General features: G+C 68.5%; 4 protein-coding genes. 2 read left to right on the top strand and 2 right to left on the bottom strand.

Annotated elements, in window-relative coordinates:
• Positions 1-1,298, bottom strand: a 1,298-nt coding sequence (locus GX015_RS02555) for a Clp protease N-terminal domain-containing protein (protein WP_291342554.1), incomplete at its 3' end; no start/stop codon positions are given.
• A 241-nt stretch (positions 1,299-1,539) separates the two neighbouring features.
• Here GX015_RS02555 and GX015_RS02550 point away from each other — a divergent pair.
• Complete coding sequence (locus GX015_RS02550; RefSeq protein ID WP_291342553.1) at positions 1,540-2,418, top strand: FAD-binding oxidoreductase; 879 nt, start codon at positions 1,540-1,542, stop codon at positions 2,416-2,418.
• Positions 2,419-2,485: 67 nt separating this feature from the next.
• Positions 2,486-3,379 (top strand): fructose bisphosphate aldolase, encoded by an 894-nt coding sequence (locus GX015_RS02545; RefSeq protein WP_291342551.1) that lies wholly within the window; start codon positions 2,486-2,488, stop codon positions 3,377-3,379.
• Between the two features lie 91 nt (positions 3,380-3,470).
• Here the strand turns inward: GX015_RS02545 and GX015_RS02540 are convergent.
• The coding region (locus GX015_RS02540) for a nitrilase-related carbon-nitrogen hydrolase (RefSeq protein ID WP_291342549.1) at positions 3,471-4,151 on the bottom strand (681 nt) is incomplete at its 5' end.

Here is a 4,151-nt window from a genome sequence, read left to right as displayed (position 1 = left end):
TCCTTCTCCAACGCCATTTCCTCGATCTCCAGGCGACGGACGATGCGCTCGGCGGAATCGATCTCCTCCGGGGAGGAGTCGATCTCCATGCGCAGGCGCGACGCGGCCTCATCGACCAGGTCGATGGCCTTGTCCGGCAGGAACCGCGACGTGATGTAGCGGTCCGACAGCGTCGCTGCGGCGACCAGCGCGGAGTCGGTGATGCGCACGCCATGGTGCACCTCGTACCGCTCCTTCAGGCCGCGCAGGATGCCGATGGTGTCCTCCACCGACGGCTCGCCGACGAAGACCTGCTGGAAACGGCGCTCCAGCGCCGCATCCTTTTCGATGTACTTGCGGTACTCGTCCAGCGTCGTCGCACCGACCAGGCGCAGCTCTCCGCGGGCGAGCATCGGCTTGATCATGTTGCCGGCGTCCATCGATCCGTCGCCGGTCGCGCCGGCGCCGACGATGGTGTGGATCTCGTCGATGAACGTGACGATCTGCCCGTCGGATTCCTTGATCTCGTCGAGCACCGCCTTCAGGCGCTCCTCGAACTCGCCGCGGTACTTCGCGCCGGCGACCATCGAACCCAGGTCGAGGCTCATCAGGGTCTTGCCCTTCAGCGACTCCGGCACGTCGCCGGCGACGATGCGGCGGGCCAGGCCCTCCACGATCGCGGTCTTTCCGACGCCGGGCTCGCCGATGAGCACCGGGTTGTTCTTCGTGCGGCGCGACAGCACCTGCACCACGCGGCGGATCTCCTGGTCACGGCCGATGACCGGGTCGATCTTGCCCTCGCGGGCACGGGCGGTCAGGTCCGTGGCGTACTTCTCCAGCGCCTGGTACTGCTCCTCCGGGTCCTCCGTGGTCACGCGGCGGTTGCCGCGCACCGACGTCAGCGCGCCCTTCAGCGCCTCCGGCGTCGCACCGGCGGACTGCAGCGACTTCGCGGCCTCCGACTGCCCGGTCGCGATGCCGATGAGCAGGATCTCGGCGGAGACGTACTCGTCGCCGAGCTCGCCCGCGAGCTCCTCAGCCGCGGTCAGCGCGTTGAGCGCGTCGCGGTTGAACTGCGGATTCGCCATGTTGGAACCCTGCGCGGTTGGGTAGCCCGCGACGAGCTCGCGGGCCCGCGCCAGCACGCCCTTCGGCTCAACGCCCGCGGCGGTGAGCAGCGGCGCGGCAATGCCGTCCTCCTGCTCCAGCAGAGCCACCAGCAGGTGGCCGGGGCGGATGTCGGGGTTGCCCGCGGCGGACGCGGACTTCAGCGCCGCCTGCAGGGCCTCGTTCGTCTTGGTGGTCGGGGTGAACGACATGGTCCTTGTCCTTTCGTGGGGTCTTCAATATATGAGTCGGTTGCGCTCAACTCCACTTCGGAATCGTCCGCAATCGTAGCCATTCACACCATGCAACGGCCACAGGGTTGAGTCTGTTCCACTCAACCCTGTCAATTATCGTGATTCGCGTCACACTGAGGGTGTCGAATCAGGCAATGAACCACGTCTTCCCGGGCCTTTCTCATCCTCACCCAAGGTTGCCGTGAAAATCTGGCACACCATGGAACACACTCGCCGACCCAGGCATGACACCCCCGAGCGCCATGCCCGCACCGACGGCCCCGCCACGTTCACCGGCCGCGTCCTGGAGGTCCAGCGCCGCACGCGCGACATCGCCGTCATCCGCGTCCACTGCCCCGAGCCGATCCCGTTCACCGTCGGCCAGCACATCCCCATCCGCTCGCCGCTGGCGCCGGGCATCTGGCGCGACTACTCCCCCGCCCTGCCGCCGAATCCGGAGGGGCTGCTGGAGTTTCACGTCCGCATCGTCGACGGCGGCGCCGAGTCGCGCCCGCTCGTCGTCGCCTCGCGCCCCGGCGACGAGTGGACCTTCGGCACCCCGCGCGGCAGTCTCGGCCAGGTCCTGGACGGGTACCGCATTCCGCTTGACGACGCCCCGCCGACCGGTCGCCACCACCTCCCCGAACCCGCGCCGCGGGAACTGGTCATGGTCGCCGGCGGCACCGGCCTCGCTCCCCTGCGGGCGCTGATCATGGAGGCCGCCGATCTGCCGACACCGCCGCCGATCCACCTCATCTGGGGAGCCCGCACACCGGGCGAACTGTACGACCTCCGGACGGTGATCGAGCTTGCGCGGAACCTGCCGAATCTGACGGTGACCACGGCCGTCGAAAAGCGAAACGACGCACCGCTGACCAATCCGGGACCGTTCAGCGCACACCCCGCCGCGCCGATGCCCAGGTTGGGGGTGGCCGCGGACGTTGCGGCGCGAATGCATCGAGGCGGCGAATTGGCCGGAAAGACCGTGCTCATCGCGGGTCGCGGGGAAATGATCGACGCGACGCGGGAGCGGCTGATCGGGGCGGGCGCCGACCCCCGGTTCATTCACCACGACCCCGTGGCCAAGACCACCGCATGACGGGGAGCGGGTCCGGCCGACCTTGGCTAGGCTTGGAGCGAACACCCTTCCCGACGAAAGGACACGCATGAACGCCATTAACCCGGAGCAGGCCAAGCAGATGACCGAGGGCAAGGGCTTCATCGCCGCCCTCGACCAGTCCGGTGGATCCACCCCGAAGGCGCTCGGCCTGTACGGCGTCACCGAGGATCAGTGGACCAACGAGGACGAGATGTTTGGTCTGGTCCACGAGATGCGCACGCGCATCATCAAGTCCCCGTCGTTCAACTCCGATCACATCATCGGCGCGATCCTGTTCGAGCAGACCATGGACCGCGAGATCGACGGCATGCCCACCGCGCAGTACCTGTGGGAGAAGAAGGGCATCGTCCCGTTCCTGAAGACCGACAAGGGCCTGGCCGACAAGGCCAACGGCGTGCAGCTGATGAAGCCGTGCCCGGGCCTGGACGAGCTCCTGGAGCGTGGCGTGGCCAAGGGCATCTTCGGCACGAAGATGCGTTCCTTCGTCGCGGAGGCGAATGAGGCCGGCATCAAGGAGAACGTCGAGCAGCAGTTCGAGTTCGCCAAGCAGGTCCTGTCGCATGGCCTGGTCCCGATCGTCGAGCCCGAGGTGGACATCAACGCCGCCGACAAGGCCGAGGCCGAGGCCATCCTGCGCGACGAGCTGATCAAGCACCTGGACGCCCTCCCCGAGGGTGAGCAGGTCATGATCAAGGTGACCATCCCCTCCGAGGATGGCTTCTACACCCCGCTGGTCGAGCACCCCAAGTGCATGCGCGTCGTGGCCCTTTCCGGTGGCTACCCGCGCGAGGAGGCCAACGAGCGCCTCTCCCGCCAGCCCGGCATGATCGCTTCCTTCTCCCGCGCGCTGTCCGAGGGCCTGTCGGCCCAGCAGTCCGACGAGGAGTTCGACGCCACCATGGCCGATTCCGTGAAGGGCATCTACGAGGCCTCGCTGTAAAGCGCGCCGCGTCAGACGAGTGACGCCCCGCACCGGTTCTTCCGGTGCGGGGCGTTCGTCGTGGTCGGGGTGGTTTGGATGGAGCCAGCGGCTACTTCCGGATTTCCAGCACCGGGATGGACTTGCGGATGCGCTCGACCTCGTCGAGGTCGATGTCCGCGATGAGCAGCTGCGGGGCGAACCCGGCCTTGGCGATGACGTCGCCGTCCGGGCTGGACAGGATCGAGTGGCCCACGCCGACGGGCCCCTCCGGCTTGCCGGCCTTCGCGGGGCCGCCGGGGCGGGCGGCGTCGACGGCGGCGATGAAGCACGTCGAGTCCAGCGCGCGGGCGGCGACGAGCGCCTCCCACTGGCGCACCTTGCCCGGGCCGTCGTTCCACGACGCCGGCAGGACGATGACCTCGGCGCCGCGCTGCGCCAGCTCAACGAACTGCTCCGGGAAACGGATGTCGAAGCACGTCGCCAAGCCGACGCGGACGGTGCGGCGGACCTCGGCGGACCCCACCGGCACGTCGATGACGACCAGATCGGAGCCCGGGGCGACGGTGTCGGATTCGCGGAAACCGAAGGCGTCGAAAAGCCTGATCTTGTCGTAATGGGCGTCGACGTCGGGCCCCGTCGCCAGCAGCGTGTTGTGCACGCGCCGGAGTTCCTTGCCGTCGCGCTCGACGACGTCGGCGGGGCGGAACATGCCGAGGACGACCGTGACGCCTGCCTCGGCCGCCGCGGACCGGGCGGCGGTGGCGAAGGGCCCGTCGAGCGGTTCCGCGAC

The sequence above is a fragment of the Corynebacterium sp. genome (assembly GCF_012837295.1).
GTDB lineage: Bacteria > Actinomycetota > Actinomycetes > Mycobacteriales > Mycobacteriaceae > Corynebacterium.
The sequence above is the reverse complement of the archived record's forward strand: the minus strand, read 5'-3'. Positions and strand labels throughout refer to the sequence as shown.